At 73.9% G+C, this 15,683-nt stretch carries 11 protein-coding genes; 1 reads left to right on the top strand and 10 read right to left on the bottom strand.

The features are described from left to right. Positions 1 to 114: 114 nt before the first annotated feature. On the top strand, positions 115 to 1,098 hold the full coding sequence (locus HW130_RS19330) for a methyltransferase domain-containing protein (protein WP_177150886.1): 984 nt from the start codon (positions 115 to 117) through the stop codon (positions 1,096 to 1,098). A gap of 71 nt (positions 1,099 to 1,169) precedes the next feature. Here HW130_RS19330 and HW130_RS19325 read toward each other — a convergent pair whose 3' ends face one another. The 10 genes from HW130_RS19325 to HW130_RS19280 all read right to left on the bottom strand — a co-directional run bounded on the left by HW130_RS19325 (position 1,170) and on the right by HW130_RS19280 (position 15,681). Further along, positions 1,170 to 2,516: an FHA domain-containing protein gene (locus tag HW130_RS19325; RefSeq protein ID WP_177150885.1), complete on the bottom strand. Its 1,347-nt coding sequence runs from the start codon at positions 2,514 to 2,516 to the stop codon at positions 1,170 to 1,172. 69 nt (positions 2,517 to 2,585) lie between these two features. Beyond that, the gene (locus tag HW130_RS19320) at positions 2,586 to 3,947 is read right to left on the bottom strand and encodes a VWA domain-containing protein (RefSeq protein ID WP_177150884.1); all 1,362 of its coding nucleotides are present in this window, start codon (positions 3,945 to 3,947) and stop codon (positions 2,586 to 2,588) included. Between the two features lie 203 nt (positions 3,948 to 4,150). Then, a complete protein-coding gene (locus HW130_RS19315) occupies positions 4,151 to 5,473 on the bottom strand; it encodes a PP2C family serine/threonine-protein phosphatase (RefSeq protein ID WP_177150883.1) in 1,323 nt (440 codons plus the stop codon). 3 nt (positions 5,474 to 5,476) lie between these two features. Beyond that, entirely contained in the window at positions 5,477 to 8,125 is a 2,649-nt protein-coding gene (locus tag HW130_RS19310; protein ID WP_177150882.1) for a serine/threonine-protein kinase, read from the bottom strand. Beyond that, on the bottom strand, positions 8,122 to 9,459 hold the full coding sequence (locus HW130_RS19305; RefSeq protein WP_177150881.1) for a hypothetical protein: 1,338 nt from the start codon (positions 9,457 to 9,459) through the stop codon (positions 8,122 to 8,124). The genes HW130_RS19310 and HW130_RS19305 overlap by 4 nt, the downstream gene beginning before the upstream one ends. A 149-nt stretch (positions 9,460 to 9,608) precedes the next feature. Then, complete coding sequence (locus tag HW130_RS19300; protein WP_177150880.1) at positions 9,609 to 10,718, bottom strand: glutamate ABC transporter substrate-binding protein; 1,110 nt, start codon at positions 10,716 to 10,718, stop codon at positions 9,609 to 9,611. 11 nt (positions 10,719 to 10,729) lie between these two features. Then, on the bottom strand, positions 10,730 to 12,118 hold the full coding sequence (locus HW130_RS19295; protein ID WP_375256550.1) for a hypothetical protein: 1,389 nt from the start codon (positions 12,116 to 12,118) through the stop codon (positions 10,730 to 10,732). A gap of 318 nt (positions 12,119 to 12,436) precedes the next feature. Then, positions 12,437 to 13,408, bottom strand: a complete 972-nt coding sequence (locus tag HW130_RS19290; RefSeq protein ID WP_177150879.1) for a BadF/BadG/BcrA/BcrD ATPase family protein — start codon at positions 13,406 to 13,408, stop codon at positions 12,437 to 12,439. Positions 13,409 to 13,500: 92 nt separating this feature from the next. Continuing rightward, positions 13,501 to 14,766: a 6-phospho-beta-glucosidase gene (locus HW130_RS19285; protein ID WP_177150878.1), complete on the bottom strand. Its 1,266-nt coding sequence runs from the start codon at positions 14,764 to 14,766 to the stop codon at positions 13,501 to 13,503. Positions 14,767 to 14,769: 3 nt separating this feature from the next. Further along, positions 14,770 to 15,681, bottom strand: coding sequence for a carbohydrate ABC transporter permease (locus tag HW130_RS19280; protein WP_177150877.1), 912 nt, complete (start codon positions 15,679 to 15,681; stop codon positions 14,770 to 14,772). Positions 15,682 to 15,683: the final 2 nt, after the last annotated feature.

Genomic DNA, 15,683 nt, shown 5'->3' with positions numbered 1-15,683 from the left:
CGGGGGCGCGGCGGTCCGGTCCTTCCGGGCTGGGCCCGCGAACGCGCCGGGTCCGCGACGCCGCGCCCGGCCGGGACGCTCGCCTCGCCGCCACGGGCGCAGGAGAGTGGAGGCATGGCTGCACACGCGGACCGATTCGCCGAGCCGGGCGCCGAGGCGCGCTCCGCTCTCGTGCGCCGCATCGTGGCCGCCGGCGAGCTGACCGATCCCGCCTGGCGGACCGCGTTCGAGCAGGTGCCCCGGCATCTGTTCGTGCCGTACTACTTCATCGGCCGGACCGGCACGTACGAACGCCTGTGGTGCGAGGACCCCGACCCCGAGCAGCAGGCCCGCTGGCTCCGCGGGGCCTACGCGGACCAGCCGCTCGCCACCCGGGTCCGGGACGGCGAACTGGTCTCCTCCTCCAGCCAGCCCTCGCTGATGGCCGAGATGCTCCAGGCCCTCGGCGTACGCGACGGGGACAGGGCCCTGGAGATCGGCGCGGGCACCGGCTACAACGCCGCCCTGCTCGCGCACCGCCTCGGCGACGAGGCGGTCACCACCGTCGACCTGGACCCCGAGATCACCGAGGCCGCCCGCACGCATCTGGCCGCGGCCGGCTACCGGCCCACCGTGGTTACCGGCGACGGAGCGAGGGGGTGCCCGGAGCGCGCGCCCTTCGACTGCGTCATCGCGACCTGCACGCTGCCGTCGGTGCCGCGCGAGTGGCTGCCGCAGTGCAACCCCGGCGCCCGGATCGTCGCTCCGCTGTCGACCGGGGTCATCAGGCTTCGGGTGCGCGAAGGTCCGGAGGGGCGCAGCGCCGAGGGGCGCTTCCTGCGGACCTCGGCCTTCTTCGTACCGTTGCGCGGCGGGGCGCCGCCGCCGGAGACGCGAGCGGGCGGACTGCCCCGGCGCGCGATCGAGAACGACCTGTTCCGCTTCCTGCTCAGTCTGACCGCGAACAGCCTGGACCCCCGCGAGGTCATGTCGCTGTGGGAGCGCGAACGCCGCCCCGAGCGCAACCGCTTCGGGGTCACCGTCACCGCCGACCACCAGTGGGCCTGGCTGGACGACCCCGAGGGCCCGTACGTCTGGCCGCTCGGCCCGTCCGCCTGACGGCGGGGGGCGGGGGACCGGCAGCACGTGGGCCGCCCCCGGACCGGTGGCCCGGTCGGGGGCGGGGGACTTCAGCCGCGGTGGACAGTGATCGTCGTCCAGGCGCCGACGTGGACCCGGTCACCGTCGTTCAGCGGGACAGGGACATAGGGCTGGATCGGGTCCTCGGCGCCGTTGAGCGTCGTGCCGTTCGTCGAGTTCTGGTCGACGACGGCCCAGGAGCCGTCCGGCTGCTGGACCAGCACCGCGTGCTGGTGCGAGACGCCCGGGTCCTCCGGCGGCACGGACAGGTCGATGTCCGGGGACTCGCCCGTCGAGTGCCTGCGGCGGCCGATGGTGACCTGCGTGCCGGTGAGCGGCAGGCGCTGCTCGGGGGAGTACGCGGGCAGGTTGAGCCCCGTGGCCTCCGGGCCGCTGCGCTGCATCATCGCCATGAAGTACTCGCGGTCGGGCCCGATCACGGCCGTCCAGCCCATCGGGGCCGGCCCGCCCGGGAACAGCGGAGACTGCCCGCCCTGCTGCTGGAATGGCGCCGGTGCCTGTGGCCCTTGGGGTGCCTGCGGGCTCTGGGGCGCCGGCGGCGGGGGCGACTGCGTGCGCGACGGCGGCGGCAGCATCCAGTCGTCGTCCCCGCCCGTGTGCTGAGGCTGCGGCGGCGCGGGCGGAGCGGGGGGACCGGACTGCTGGAAGGCGGGCGGAGCGGGAGGACCGGACTGCTGGAACGCGGGCGGCGGGGGCGGCGGACCGCCCTGCTGGAACGCCTGCGGAGGCAGCTGCGGCCCGGACGGCTCCTGGCCCAGCGGCTCGGCGGGCCGGTTCATCTGCGACGGCCGCGAGCCCTGGTACTCGAACGGGTCACGCTGCTGCTGCGGAGGGGGCGGCCCCTGGTGGGGCGGCGGGCCGGGCGGCGGTCCTTGATGCGGCGGCGGTCCCTGGTGCGGCGGCGGGCCGGGCGGCGGTCCTTGATGCGGCGGCGGTCCCTGGTGCGGCGGCGGGCCGGGCGGCGGTCCTTGATGCGGCGGCGGTCCCTGGTGCGGCGGCGGGCCGTGGTGCGGCGGCGGGCCGTGGTGCGGCGGCGGCGAGGGCGGCCCGGGCTGTGCCTGGAAGCCCGGCGGGAGGTTCAGGCTGGGCTGCTGAGGCGGCGACAGCGGCGTGTACGACGTGGCCGTGTTCGTGAGGAAGTTGTACCGGCACTCCTCGCAGAACGGGGCCATGGCCTCACGGGGCGTACGGCACTGAGGGCAGAGCTCGGCCTGGGCCGTGGCGTTCGGATCGCCGCCCGGGCGCGGGTAGCCGTAGGACGGCGGAGGCGGTGGCGGAACGGCTCCCGGGGGAGCGCCAGGACCGGCCATGCGGTGGCCACAGACCTCGCACCAGTCGTCGGAACCCGACTGGTGTCCGTTCGGGCAGGTCGGCATGTCGGCGCGTCCCCCTCTCCTTCTCCGGCCCCAGGGCCGATCACGTCTGCTCGGGCGTGCTGTTCGTGTCTACTTCTTCACGCGAACCGTCTTGGTGGAGCGCGTCTCGAGAGTCATCTCGTCCGCCTCCGCGACCTTCGCCTTCAGTCGCACAGTACCCGTCGCCGCATCGACGACGTCCACCACCTTCGAAAGCAGTTTCGCAGTGTCCTCGTTTCCCGAATGCGCCGCGAGCTGCACGGCACGCCCCAGTTTGGCCGTCGCGCCGTCGACGTCGCCCGCCTTGCGGGCGTCCAGACCCTGCTGGATGACCTGGGCCAGTTCCGCCTGGCCGGTGTAGTGCGCGACCTGCGGGTTGATCGAGGTCGACGCCGCCATGTCGTCCGTCCAGACCGCCCGTACGAGCCCATGGGACAGGACCTCGGGAGCGCCGCCGTCCGCCGCCGGGACGATCAGCGAGACGCGGGCCGCCAGCATCTCCTGGCCGATTCCCGCCTCCGGGACTCTCACGCACACGTGGTAGTCGCGCGACTCGTCGCCCCAGGAACCGGTCGGATAGTCGCCGGCCCGGGGCCCGGCCTCGGTACGCCGCCCGGTGAGGTCCTCCACCGTCGGCGCGACCTGCTTGACGAAAGCGATCTCCACGCCGACGGGCGTCCACAGCCGCAGCGCCACGTCCGCGACCCCCTTGCCCATCGCGTTCTCGATCATCCGCGTGAAGTCGGCGGTCAGGCCGCTGGGATCGGCGACGATGTCGGCCGTGCCGAGCAGCGCGGAGGCGATGCCGGTGACCTCTTTGACCTCCCAGTCCGTGCCGACTCCGCGGGCGTCGCAGGTGAACCGTCCCGCGTACGCCTCCAGCGCGGCCCGCAGATCCTGGGGCGACTCGTGCTCGTTGCGGCCGTCGGTGAGCAGGATGCCGTGGCGGATGGCCAGGTCCGCGGAGGAGAGCAGGCGGTCGGTCAGCTGCAGCCAGGTGCCGATCGCGGTGCCGCCGCCCGCGCTCAGCCGGCGCAGCGCGTCCTTGGCCTGGGCCCGGGTGGCCGGATCGGCGACGGCGAGCCGCCCCCCGCCCGGATAGACATCGACCGCCTTGTGGGTGCCCGCGACCACGGCGAACGCGACGCCGTCGCGCAGCGTGTCGACGGCGGCGGCCGTGGCGTCGCGGGCGTTGCGCATCTTCGTCGGCGGGTAGTCCATGGAGCCGGAGCAGTCCACCATGATCACGACCCCGGCGGCCGGCGCCGCCCGGTCCGGTACGGACGAGGGCGTCGGCGTCGCCCGGGGCAGCGGCACGCCGCCGGTGGTGCCGCCGCCGGTCGCGGTCACGGTGACGATCGCGTTGACCTCGCGGCCGCCCTCCGGAAGGTATTCGTTCTGGTAGACGTCGACCGAGAACTGCGGCACCTGGGACTTGGAGAAAACGGCCATCTGTATCGGCTCCTCGGGGGCTCCACCTGGGCAGAGAGTCGGGACAGGTCAGGACGGTCGGGACAGGTCGGGGCGGGGCGCGCGGCGCGGCCCGGTGGACCGTTGCGGCCCGGTCGTGAGGACGGGTCGGTCGGGGCGGTCCGGGCGTGGAGCGGTCAGGGCGTGGTCGACAAAGGAGCGGGCAGGGCCCGGGCGGCCACCGCTCAGGCCGGTGCCGCCCCTTCGGCCGGGACCGCGAACGGCAGCACCGCCACGGTGACGTTGTCGTGGCCACCGCCGTCGAGGGCGTGGCCGACCAGCACCTGGGCGCTGTGCAACGGCCGTTCGGCCGCGTCGGCGGGGACGGCCCGGGCCATCTCCTCCGCACCCTCCGCGTAGTTCCACAGGCCGTCCGTGCAGACCACGACCACGCCGGAGCGGTCCGGCTTGAACGACGCGGTGTGCGGCTCCAGTTCGTACGCGTCGGCGCCCAGCCAGCCCGTGATCGCGTGCGCGCGCTCGTCCGCGTACGCCTCGGCCTCGTTCATCAGGCCGGCGGCGACCATCTGCGCCGCCCACGAGTCGTCCTCGGTGAGCCGCGCGGGCGGGCCGCTGCGGTCGTCGGGCACCCAGTAGGCGCGGCTGTCGCCGACCCAGCCGACGACCAGCAGTTCGCCGGCCGCGACGGCGCTGACGATCGTGCACGCCGGGGCGTTCTGCCGGCTGCCCTGGTCGGGCTCCTCGCTTCCGGCGTCCGCGGCAAGGGAGTTGACCGCCGTGGCGGCGGCGACGATCGCCTCGTGCATGGCCTGCTGCGGGTGGGTGCCGCGCGGCAGCGCGTCGAGCAGCTGCTCGCTGGCCGCGTGGGCGGCCGCCGCCGACGCCTCGTCGGGTCGGGTCGCCGACGAGACGCCGTCGCAGACGACCGCGACGACGGCGGGCGAACCGTCCGGCAGGGAGGTGGCGGAGACCGCGAACGCGTCCTCGTTGCGGTGGTGGCGCAGGCCGCGGTCGCTGACGGCGGCGACCGACTCGAGCTCCTGCTCCATGTGGTCGCGTTCACGCGGCTGGGCGTGGCCGCAGTGCTCGCAGTAGCCGTCGGGATCGACGTGACCCGACCGGCAGGCCACGCACAGCTTGCCGCCCGACACCCCCGACGCCCCCGGGGTCCCCGAGGCCGGCGGGAGCTCGGCGGCGCGCGGGTCGGCCGGCGCGGCCATGGCGGGCTCCGGGGCCGCCAGCTCGAAGTCGCCCGAGGGCGGGGTGTCGTAGCGGACGCCGGGGCCCGACAGCTCACCGCCGTCGGAGTCGGTGCCGGGCAGGTCCCCGGGCTGCTGTGTGCGCGGCGACATGCCCGACGTGTCGGCGCCGGTGGCGGCCGGCCACTCCACGGGTGCCCCGATGGCCAGGGTGGGGCGGTCCGGCGACGGTACGGGAACGGCCGACAGGTCGTACCCGCAGGCTCCGCAGAACCGGTCGCCGGGCTCCACCGGCTCCTCGCAGCTGGGGCAGGCCGTGCCGTCGGCCGGCTGGTGCATCTGCGCCATCAATCACACCCACGTCCGGGGGCGGTAGCGGTTGGCCCGCTCCACCAGCTCTATCCGCTCCTCACCGCGCTGGGCGAGCCGGGCCAGGACCCGGTAGGAGCGCTCCAGGCCGAAGCGCAGGCCGCGCTCGTCCAGTTCGCTGCCGAGCAGCACGGTCGGTGTGCTCGCGCTCGGCGCGGGGGGTGCGGTCGGAACGGACGGCAGGGCTCCGGGACTTCCGGAGAGTACCCAGTCGAGCGCCGTCCCGAGCACCTCGGTGGCCAGCTTCTCGCGTCGCACCGGGTCGAGACCGAAGCCTCCCAGGGCCTCCACCTGCGCGGCGGCCGCCGACAGGTCACCCAGAAGCGGCTCGTGCGCGGCGCGTCGGCGCAGTCTGGCCCGCACGGCGGCCACCCGCGCCGCCGTGTAGTGGATGGACACCTCGGGCACCGACTCCAGAGTCCGTACGGCCCCGGCACGGTCGCCCGCGGCGACCTGCACACGGGCGAGCCCGAACGCGGCGCTGACGAAGCTCGGATCCGTGGTCCACACCAGGCGGTAGTACTCCGCGGCGTTGTCGAGCTGGCCGAGCACCTCGGCGCACAGGCCGAGTGCGAGCTTGGGCGCGCTCTCGCCCGGGAACGCGTCGTAGACCGCGTCGAACGACAGCGCCGCCGCCTCGTGGTCGCCCGTCACCAGCGAGGTGACGCCCCGGTACCAGACGACGCGCCAGTCGTCCGGCCGCGCGCCCTCCAGGGTGGCGAGCGTCCCGGCCGCCGATGCGACATCGCCCATCTCCAGCCGGGCGCGCAGCTCCCGCAGCAGCGTCTCCGGCGAACTCGCCGCGGCCGCGTGCAGCGCGGCGATCAGCTCGGCGGGGGCCGAGGCCATCAGACCGGCGAGGAAGCCCGCGTTCGGGTCGTTGGGGTCGACCCGGGGGACCGGCAGTGCGAGGGCAGCCGCGCGCGTGTCGAGCACGGCGAGGTGCGGGGCGAGCGCCGGAAGCGCGGTCGCGCCGTCCGGTGTGCGCGGGGCGGGCACCGGGGCAGGGGCCGCGGGGGAGGGGAGGCCGGCCGGCGGCGGGGGCGCGCCGGGCAGTGAGGGCGTCGGTGGTGCTCCGGGCGGCACAGCGGCGGCTGCCGGAGAGCTCCCGTGCGCCGTGGCATTCGGGCGGCGCGCGCCCGGGGCGGGACGGGTGCCGAGCACGGAGACGTCCTCGTCGAGCTCCGCGAACAGCTCGGTGTCGGTCACGCGCACTTCGGGCCCGAACAGCGTCGACAGCGCCGGGCGGGGGCGGCCCGTCTGCATCGCGACGACCTCCCGCAGCACCCCGGTCAGCTGCTCGGCCATCTCCTGGGCCGAGGCGAACCGGCGCCCCGGATCCGGGTCGGTGGCGCGCACCAGCAGCCGGTAGAACGACTCGTAGGTGCGGAAGACCTGGATGTGCTCCGGGTCGGGCAGGGAGTCCACGAACAGGTTCGTGTAGCCCTGGAAGTCGAAGGTCAGCACCGCGAGCGTGCGCGCGACCGTGTACAGGTCGGAGGCCACCGACGGGCCGACCTCCGCGACCTCGGGGGCCTGGTAGCCGACGGTCCCGTAGATGGCGGACTCGTCGTCGTCCATCCTGCGGACCGCGCCCATGTCGATCAGCTTGAGCTGGTCCTGCTGCTGGATGGCGTTGTCGACCTTGAAGTCGCAGTAGAGCAGGTTCCTGCTGTGCAGGTGGCCGAGCGCCTCCAGCGCCTCGATGCCGTACGCGCACGCCTGCTCGACCGGCAGCGGGTCGCGCCGGCCGTCCGGGCCGCGGCGCTCGTTGGCGATCTCCTTCAGCGACTTGCCGCCCACGTACTCCATGACGATGTAGCCGTCCAGGGAGCCGGTGCGCTGGTCGAGGTGCTCGACGAAGTTGTAGATGCGGACGATGTTGGAGTGCTCGATCTCGGCGAGGAAGCGGCGCTCCGAGATCGCCGCGGCCATCGCGTCCTGGTCGCCTGTGTCCAGCAGGCCCTTGAGGACCACCCACCGGTCGGACACCGCACGGTCCACCGCCAGGTACACCCAGCCGAGACCGCCGTGCGCCAGGCAGCCCACGACCTCGTACTGGCCGTGCACGATGTCGCCGCCCTTGAGCTTGGGCACGAAGGAGTACGGGTGGCCGCACTTGGTGCAGAAGCCCTCCGTGCGCCCGGGGCGGTCACCGCGCGCGCGGCCGACCGGCGCCCCGCAGTCCGAGCGCGAGCAGAACCGCTTCCGCTCCGGCACCTCGGGGTCGGCCATCACCGCCGTACGCGGGTCCGGCCGCGGCACCTCCGGCACGGCGACCAGGCCGGCGCCCAGCCTGCCGCGTCCCGAGGAGCCGGTGGACGAACCCGAGCTGCGCACCGAGACGGAGCGCGACGACGTGCTGCTGCCGGTCAGCGACCGCGACAGCCTGCCCGACACCGAACGGCGCGAGGACGACGACCGCGACGAGGCCCGTGAGGAACGCGAACCGCTGCGCGCCGACGAGGAGTCCCGGCCGCCCCCGGCGATGCCGGTGGGCTGCGAGCCGACCATGCCGGTGGGGGACACGACGGGCGCGAGACCGCACGTGTCGCAGTACATCTCACCGCCGCCCATGTCCTCGTACGAGCCCTCGCAGCCGGGCCGCTGGCAGTTCGTCGTCCCGCTCATGAATCCCCCCTGCGGTCCTCGGGCTCCGCTCGGCCCTGTCTCGGCACCAGCACCTCGGCGGCGGCCTGCTGGTAGCGCAGCACCGCCTGCTCGGCGGCCCGCAGATCGCACGGCGCGCTCCACAGCATCCGCCGGGCCGCGTCGTACCGCTCGATCAGCAGCGGGTCCTCCGCCATCCCGTGACGGGCGACCTTGGCCTTGTACGCGTCGAGCCGGCCACGCAGCTCGGCGCGCACGGCCAGCGGCGCTGTGACGGCCGTCAACGACTCCCTGGCCCGGTGCAGTTCGTCCTCGGCCTCGCGCTCCAGCGACTCCAGCAGCGGCGACAGCCGGTGCCACTGGGAGTGCCGCCGGTACTCGGCGGCCGTGGCCAGCCGCTCCTGGAGCGCCGTGGGCGGCCCGCTGACCGCGGGCACCTCGGACGCGGCGATCTTCGCCAGCACCTCGCCGCGCGCCGAGCGGGCCTCGGTCAGCGTCCGGTCGGCGCGCGAGAGCACGTCGCGCAGCCTCAGCAGCCGCTCCTCCGAGTCCTGCCGGACCTGGAGGACGGCCTCGAGCTCCCGGCGCACGTCCTCCAGGGCGCGCGCCGCACGGTCGTAGCGGTCGGTGTCCGGGCGGCCGCCGCCCGGCGCCGAACTGCCGGGTGCGGGCCGCCAGAAGGCGAGCGGGTCGGACACCACCTGGGCACGCAGCGCGGACAGCTCGTGGGTGATGTCCTCCAGGTCGTCCCCGGAGGGGTGCTCCCCGGGCCGGACGCCCACGGAACGGGCGAGCGAACGGGTGCGCTGCAGCTCGGCGGAGAGCAGGTCGATCCGGGCGGGCAGCGCCGACCACACCGCGTCCGCGGCGACGACCATGTCGAGCGCGGCCGCGTACAGCTCGTTCATCCGGGCGACCAGCTCCTCGAGCGTGAACTGCTCGGAGAGTCTGGCGGGGCCGGTGAGCGACGGAGCCGGCGCCGCGGCCTGGCCGGCCACCGTCACGCTGCGGCCGCGCAGCCGCTCGGTGAGCTCGGCCAGGTCCTCGCGACTGGACCAGCGGCGGCGTGCGCGCAGTTCACGGATGTCCGTCAGTGCGGCGGTGTACGCGTCGAAGTAGTTCCACAGCAGCGTGATCGACTGCTCGGCGGCCGCCCAGCGCTCCTTGGTGACGCCGGTCAGCTCGGCCCCTTCGAGGAGCCGTCGCCCGGCGTGGTCCTGGAGGGCGAGGAGCGAGGTCTCGACCGCCTCGTGCTCCGCGCCGAGCCGCGCCAGCGCACGGTCCACCTCGTCCCGGTCCATCACCGGCCCGTGCGGCGTCCCCGCCGAGCCGGGGAAGGGTCCCGCGACGCCCATCGATCACCTCTCCGTTCGTCTCCGAACTGTTCCGAACTGTTGCGAACCGGTCCGCGACGCGTCCCGGACCGTGCCCGTCCTGCTGCTGGTGCCGTCGTGCCCGGCTCGTCCACCGGGGCCTACGCCCGGCGCTCGTCACCGGCGCCGGCCTACTCCGCCCGGTACTTCGGCTCCGGCGGCGCCGTTATGCCGGGCAGATCGGCGGCCAGCCACTTGTTGTACGACTGCATCCAGGGTCCCTTGCGGTAGTCGACGAGCACCTGGTTCACCCGGCGCACGAGGTCGTCCTTGCCCAGCTTGGTGGCCACGCCGTAGTACTCGGTGGTGAACGGCTTGCCGCCCTTGAGCTCGACCGCCGGGTCCTGGGCGGCCTGGCCCGCCGCCAGGGCGTTGTCCGTGACGATCGCGTCGACCAGGCCCTGCTGGAGCCTGACGAGGCAGTCCAGCTGGTTCGGCACGGTGTACAGGTCCTCGTCGGCGGGCTGCCCGTCGTGGGCGTCCTGGAACGTGGCGCCGAAGCTGTTCCTCTCCAGCGCCTCGTACGCCGTCGAGCCCTCGGCCGAGCACACCCGCTTGCCGGCCAGGGACGTGTCGTACCCGGTGATCGGCGAGCTCTTCGGCGCGAGGACCTGCTGTCCCGCCTGGAAGTACGCCGTGGAGAACGCGACCTGCTCGATCCGGGCGCAGTTGATCGTCATGGTGCGCACGACGATGTCCACCGCGCCGCTGTCGAGCGCGGCGATGCGCTGGTTGGTCGGGATCGCCCGGAAGATGACGGCGTCCTTGCTGCCGAGGATGTTCTCGGCGATGGCGCGGGCGAGGTCGATGTCGAAGCCCTCCAGGACGCCGCCGGTCCGACTGCCGGAGCCCTCTGAGCCGTCGGAGCCGTCGCCCGCCGGACCGTCCGCGTCCTCCTGGTCGCCGCCCGGGTTGCGGTAGCCCCAGCGGTAGCTGTTCTGGTCGACGCCGACGATCAGCTTGCCCCGCTTCTTGATCGCGTCGATGTTCGGTCCGCCGGCCGTGGACGGGCGCAGCGACGCCTCCGGGTCCTCGCAGTCGTCCGCCTTGCCGGAAACCGCCATGCCCTGACCGGCGGGGTGCGGGCTGAGGACGTCCGCGCCGCCATGGGCCAGCGGCAGCAGTGTGACGGCCGCGGTCAGCGCGCACGCGGCGGCCATGCCCGCGACACCGCCCCAGCCGCGCAGGCTGCTCGGGCGCCGCGTGCGCCTCGGACGCGAGCCCGGCCTGGTGTCCGTCATCTCTCCCCCTCTCACCGGTACTCCGAAAGCCTGCGGTTGATGCCCAGGATCGCGGCCACGGCCCCGAGCAGGGCCAGCAGCGCCGCCCCGGCCGGCAGTCCGCCGAGCGCCTCGCGCCCGGCCTCCGCGGCCTCGGTGAACTCCCGCTGCTCGTGCGCCAGCGCCTTCTCCAGCGCCTTGTCCACCTGGTCGAACGACTCGTCCGTGGAGCCCTTGCCGCCGATGACCTTGTGCACCGCGCCGTCGTAGTCGCCCGCCCTGTCGGTGGCGGTCACGTCCTTGTGGCGGGTCTGCCACTGCGACACGCTCCGCACGGCGTCCTCGACCGGACCGCGCCCCTCGCCGTCGTCGGCCATCCGCTGCGCACGGCCCAGCTGCTCGCCGAGCCGTGCCATGCCGCCGGCGTACTCCGTCTCGTACTTGTCGCTCTTGCCGTCGTCGGTCAGCACCGCGCCGCGGGCGACCAGCGTCAGGTTCTCGTTGGCCCGGGCCTTCAGGGAGTTGATGCGGGCGTCGCCCAGGACCTTGAGGGACTGCTGGCCGTGCGCCTTGGCGTCGTTCAGCTGGGCGCGGGCCACCGTGTGTCCGACCGTCAGCCAGAGCAGCAGCACGGTGGACGCGGCGGTGGCGGCGAGAAGCCCGTGGTTGAAGACCCGGTTCGTGCGGCGGTAGTTGCGCCGCTGGGCCCACACCAGCACGGCGAGGGCGGCCGCACCGGCCGCGAGCGAGAGCACCGGCCAAAAGCGGGCGTCCTCGTCGTCCTGCTCAAGCCGCGCCGTCTCCGCGTCGTACAGACGCTGGGCGGCGGGCAGGAGCTGCTTGGTCATCAGCTCGTTGGCGAAGCGCAGATACGCGCCGCCGAGCGGCCTGCCGAGCCTGTTGTTCGCGCGGGCGGTCTCTATCAGTCCCGTGTACCGCGGGAGCTGCTCGTTCAGCTCGGCGATCTGACGGCCCGACTCGCTCGAACTGTCGGTGTTCGTCGCGGCCTTGACCAGCAGCCGTGACGCGAGCGCGATGTCCTTCTCGTACCTCTGGTGGACGTCGCGCGGCTCCTCGGCGCCTGCCAGGAAGCCGCTGGACGCCGCCGTGTCCGCATCGGCCAGCGAGCGGTAGATGGAAGCGGCGTCCGCGCTGAGCGGCTGGCTCCGGCTCACCACGTCGTCGGCGGAGGCGGCCCGGTCGGAGACCTCCAGCGCCGTCACCGCGCCGAACAGCACCACCAGCCCCGCGAGCACGGCCCCGATGATCTGCAGCCGCCCCGGCTCGGTCGTCGCCGCCGCCCGCAGCCGTCGCCTTCCTTCGGCCCAGGCGCCGCCGTGCGCCGGTCCTGCCGGAGGCCGTGCGGGCACGGGCGCCGCGGCCGGCCGGGGCGCGGTGCGCACATTCGGCGGGTGTGTCACGTGACCTCCCCCTCGGTCGCCGACGGCCCGCCCCCCGGCGGGTCCTGGGACAACTCCCGGCCAGCAGTATGGCCGCAGGGGACTGCTTCACACCACAATTGACTGGATCTTGTTCGACTCTTCGCGCCCCGGGCCCTCCGTCGGCGTCGTGCCAGGCCCGTCCCCACCCTTGTCCCCCCAGTGAATACGCTTCCCGGCCCGGCCCGGTTCCCACCGAACGAGTGAACGTGCGGCCGCCTGGCCGGGCCCACGGCCGAAAATGTGTGCGTCGCCCGTCCCGGCCAGGGGAGCGGACGGCGCGCATGCCCGCCGAGTGTCTCAACCCCCGTACCGGGCCCGCAGCGTGCGATGCGCCTCGGGCGGTGCGGCGACATGGTCGAGTCCGAGCAGCGCCGCTCCCAGCACCGGCGCCGCCGTCACCACGCGCACCACTGCCTTGGGCGCCTTGACGGCCAGCAGTTCGGCGAGGTCCGCGTCGAGTTGGGGGTGCCGGGCCGCCAGCACGCTGCCGCCCAGCACCAGCGGCGCCTCCTCGTCCAGAAGGTCCAGCCGTCCCAGCGCCACCGCGGCCATGGCGACCACCTCCTCCGCGAGCCGGCGCACCAGACCGCGCGCCACCGGGTCGCCGTCCGCGCCGGCCGCGAACAGCAGCGGAGTCAGCTCGTGTTTGCGCACGGCCGCGATACGGCCCAGGTGCAGCGCCTCGATCAGCGCGTACATGGAGTCGAGGCCGAAGTGCGCGGGAAGCGTGCGCGCCAGCGCCGTCGGCTCGCCCCGCCCGTCCTCGGCGCGCGCCGCGAACCACAGAGCCTCGTCGGCGAGTCCCGCACCGCCGCCCCAGTCACCCGAGAGCTTCCCGATGGCGGGGAAGCGTGCGGTGCGGCCGTCCGGCAGCATCCCCACGCAGTTGATGCCCGCGCCGCACACCACGGCGACGCCCCGCGGCTCGTCGACCCCGGCGCGCAGAACGGCGAAGGTGTCGTTGAGCACCTGCGTCGTGCGTCCCCATCCGCGCTCGTGCAGGGCCGCCGTCAACTGCGCCTCCTCCACGGGCAGATCGGCGTTGGCGAGGCAGGCCGAGACGTGCTCGGCGGCGTCGATCGGCGTGCCGCGGGCCCGAGCGGCGGCGAGCGCCTCGCCGACCGTCGACGCGAGCGTGTCGACAGCCGCGGCGACGCCGACCCTCGGCGGCTGGAACCCGGGCCCCCTGGCCGATGCCAGGACGGCCCCGTCGGTGCCGACGCAGGCGACGTCGGTCTTGCTGTTTCCCGCGTCGATGGCGAGGACCACCCCGCGGGGTCCACGGGAGCTCCCCCAGGCCCGTCCGGTGGACGGGGTCCCCGACGGGCCCGCGGGACCGGGGCGGCTTACGGGGATGCCGGTCACGCCCACGCCAGGTGCTCCCGGTTGTGCGCGATCAGCTGGTCGGTGAGCTTCTCCGCGTAGGCGTACTGGCCGATCAGCGGGTGGGCCAGCAGGGCCTTGAAGACCCGGTCGCGTCCGCCGCGCAGCGCGGCCTCCAGCGCCAGGTCCTCGTACGCCGTCACATCGGCGATCAATCCCGCGTACAGCGGATCGAGGTCGGGCACGGCCAGCGGTGCGGCGCCCTCCGTGCCCACGCGGGCCTGCACCTCGATGACCGCGTCGTCCGGCAGGAACGGCAGCGTGCCCTTGTTCCAGGTGTTCACCACCTGCACCGGGCTGCCCGCACCGCCCAGCAGCGACGCGGCGAGATCGACGGCGGCCTCGGAGTAGAAGGCGCCACCGCGCTTGGCGAGCAGCTCCGGCTTCTCGTCGAGCGCCGGGTCGCCGTACATCTCCAGCAGTCGGCGCTCCATCTCCGCGACCTCCGCCGCCCGCGACGGCTTGGTGCGCAGCTCCCGCACGACTTCGTCGTGGGCGTAGAAGTAGCGGAGGTAGTACGAGGGGACGACGCCGAGCCGGTCCAGCAGGGGGCGTGGCAGCCGCAGATCGTCGGCGATGGCGTCGCCGTGCTCGGCGAGCAGCTTGGGCAGCATGTCGGCGCCGTCGGGGCCGCCGAGGCGCACACCGGTCTCCCAGGTGAGGTGGTTGAGCCCCACGTGGTCGAGGTGGACGCCGGCCGGGGCCACGTCGAGGAGTCTCGCGAACTTGCGCTGGAGCCCGATGGCGACGTTGCACAGGCCCACGGCCCGGTGACCGGCCTGGAGCAGTGCCCGCGTCACGATGCCGACCGGATTGGTGAAGTCGATGATCCACGCGTTGGGGCCGGCCCGGCGGACGCGCTCGGCGATGTCGAGCACCACCGGAACGGTGCGCAGCGCCTTGGCGAGGCCGCCCGCGCCCGTCGTCTCCTGGCCGACGCAGCCGCACTCCAGGGGCCAGGTCTCGTCCTGTTGGCGGGCGGCCTGACCGCCGACGCGCAGCTGCAGCAGGACCGCGTCCGCGTCGGCGACGCCCGCGTCCAGGTCGGAGGTGGTGACGATGCGTCCGTCGTGGCCCTTCTTGGCGAAGATCCGTCGGGCCAGGCCGCCGACGAGGTCGAGCCGGTCGGCGGCGGGGTCGATCAGCACGAGTTCGGAGACCGGCAGCGTGTCGCGCATCCGCGCGAAGCCGTCGATCAGCTCGGGGGTGTAGGTGGAACCGCCCCCCACAACAGCGAGTTTCATGGATCAGCCCTTTACTCCGGTCAGGGTGACGCCCTCGATGAAGGCCTTTTGTGCGAAGAAGAAGACCACGATCACCGGTGCCATGATCAGCACCGTGGCCGCCATGGTGAGGTTCCAGTCGGTCTGGTGGGCGCCCTTGAAGGACTCCAGGCCGTAGCTCAGGGTCCAGGCGGCCGGGTTCTCGGAGGCGTAGATCTGCGGTCCGAAGTAGTCGTTCCAGCAGAAGAAGAAGTGGAACAGCGCGGCCGCGGCGATCGCCGGCCTGGCCATCGGCAGCACCACGCGGACCATCGCGCGGAATTCCCCGCAGCCGTCGATCCTGGCCGCCTCGGTGTACTCGCGGGGGATCGTCAGCAGGAACTGCCGCAGCAGGAAGATCGTGAACGCGTTGCCGAAGGCGGACGGGACGATCAGCGGCCACAGCGTGCCCGCGAGATCCATCTGCTTCGCCCAGAACAGGTACATCGGCACGACGATCACCTGCGGCGGCAGCATCATCGCCGCGATCACCAGCATCATCATCACGTTGCGCCCGCGGAAGCGGAATCTGGCGAGCGCGTACGCCACCGGGAGGCTGCTGGCCACGGCGAGTACCGTCCCGAGCCCCGCGTACAGCAGTGTGTTGCGCCACCAGGTCAGGAACCCGGGGGTGTTCCACACGGTGGCGAAGTTGCCCCACTCCCAGGTGCGCGGCCACAGATCGCGGGTCAGCGCCTGGTCGTCGCTCATCACGGCGGTCAGGAACACGAAGACGAACGGGAGCACGAAGAACAGCGCGGCGGCGATGCCGAGCGCGTGGACGGCGACCCATCCCAGGGCCGCCCTGCGGCGCGCGGTGCGCCGGGCAGCGGTGCCCGCCGCGGTCACGGCCGCCGGCGGGACGGGCGGGCGCACGGTTGTTGTCGTCCGGGTCATCG

This window comes from Streptomyces sp. PKU-EA00015 (assembly GCF_013387495.1).
Classification (GTDB): domain Bacteria; phylum Actinomycetota; class Actinomycetes; order Streptomycetales; family Streptomycetaceae; genus Streptomyces.
The sequence above is the reverse complement of the archived record's forward strand: the minus strand, read 5'-3'. Positions and strand labels throughout refer to the sequence as shown.